Below are 1070 nucleotides of genomic sequence, written 5' to 3'. Positions count from 1 at the left end.
GGATCGCCGACCTACACCCCGGCCAGGCGAAGACCGACGCCCGCGATGCCGCGATCATCGCCGACGCAGCCCGCACCATGCCGCACACCTTGCGGTCCATCGTGCTGGCCGATGAACAGGCTGCGCAGTTGTCGATGCTGTGCGGGTTCGATGACGATTTGGCCAAGCAGGCCACAGCCACGTCGAACCGCATCCGGGGCCTACTCACCCAGATCCACCCCGCGCTGGAACGGGTGGTTGGCCCGCACCTGGACCATCCCGTTATGCCCGCGCTGCTAGCGAAATACCCGAGCCCAGCCGCGTTGAAGAAAGCCGGCCAAGCGCGTGTGACGACCTTCATGCGCAAGTATGCGCCGCGGGCTGCCAAACGGTGGGCAGCCGCGATCTTCCAGGCCCTATCAGAACAGACCGTCGTGGTTGCCGGAACCGACGCCGCCGGAATCGTCTTGAAGCAGCTCGCCGGCCAACTGAGCCAGTTGCGCGAGTCCCGCGACGAGGTCTACACACAAGTCGAGGCCCTCGTGGAGGCTCACCCTCTTCACGACCTCCTGACGTCCATGCCGGCGGTCGGCGTCAGGACAGCTGCCCGGATCATCACCGAGGTTGCGGGCAAGCACTTCGAGACCGCAGGACACTTGGCATCCTATGCCGGACTCACACCCGTGACCTGGAGATCCGGTACGTCGATCCGCGGCGATCACCCATCGCGGAAGGGCAACAAAGTCCTCAAACGCGCCTTGTTCCTGTCCGCTTTCGCCGCGTTGAAGGACCCGATATCGAGAGCGTATTACGACCGGAAACGTGCCGAGAAGAAACGCCACAACCAGGCCATCATCGCGCTAGCCAGGAGGCGCTGCGACGTGCTCTTCGCGATGCTGCGCGACGGCACCTTCTACACCCCACCGGCACCCAGGGCAGCCGCCGCGTAAACCGGCTCACACCGACCAACTGGTGGCACCGTGACGACGAACTACACGGTCAACCGGTCACCCCAGCACGCCCCAAACTGAGTCAAGCGGATTCCGGGAAAAATCTACCGAATCGCTTGACAAAGAACATAGGGACACCCC

The 1070-nt window shown here is 63.9% G+C and carries 1 protein-coding gene; it reads left to right on the top strand.

What is annotated here, in order from left to right; all coding sequences use genetic code 11:
- Positions 1-929: IS110 family RNA-guided transposase (locus NQ034_RS16040; protein WP_257050021.1), on the top strand; the 929-nt coding region annotated here is incomplete at its 5' end.
- Positions 930-1070: the final 141 nt, after the last annotated feature.

This window comes from Brevibacterium moorei, from assembly GCF_024580735.1.
Lineage (GTDB): Bacteria > Actinomycetota > Actinomycetes > Actinomycetales > Brevibacteriaceae > Brevibacterium > Brevibacterium moorei.
Note: the sequence above shows the minus strand (reverse complement) of the source record. Positions and strands in the feature narration are given on the sequence as shown.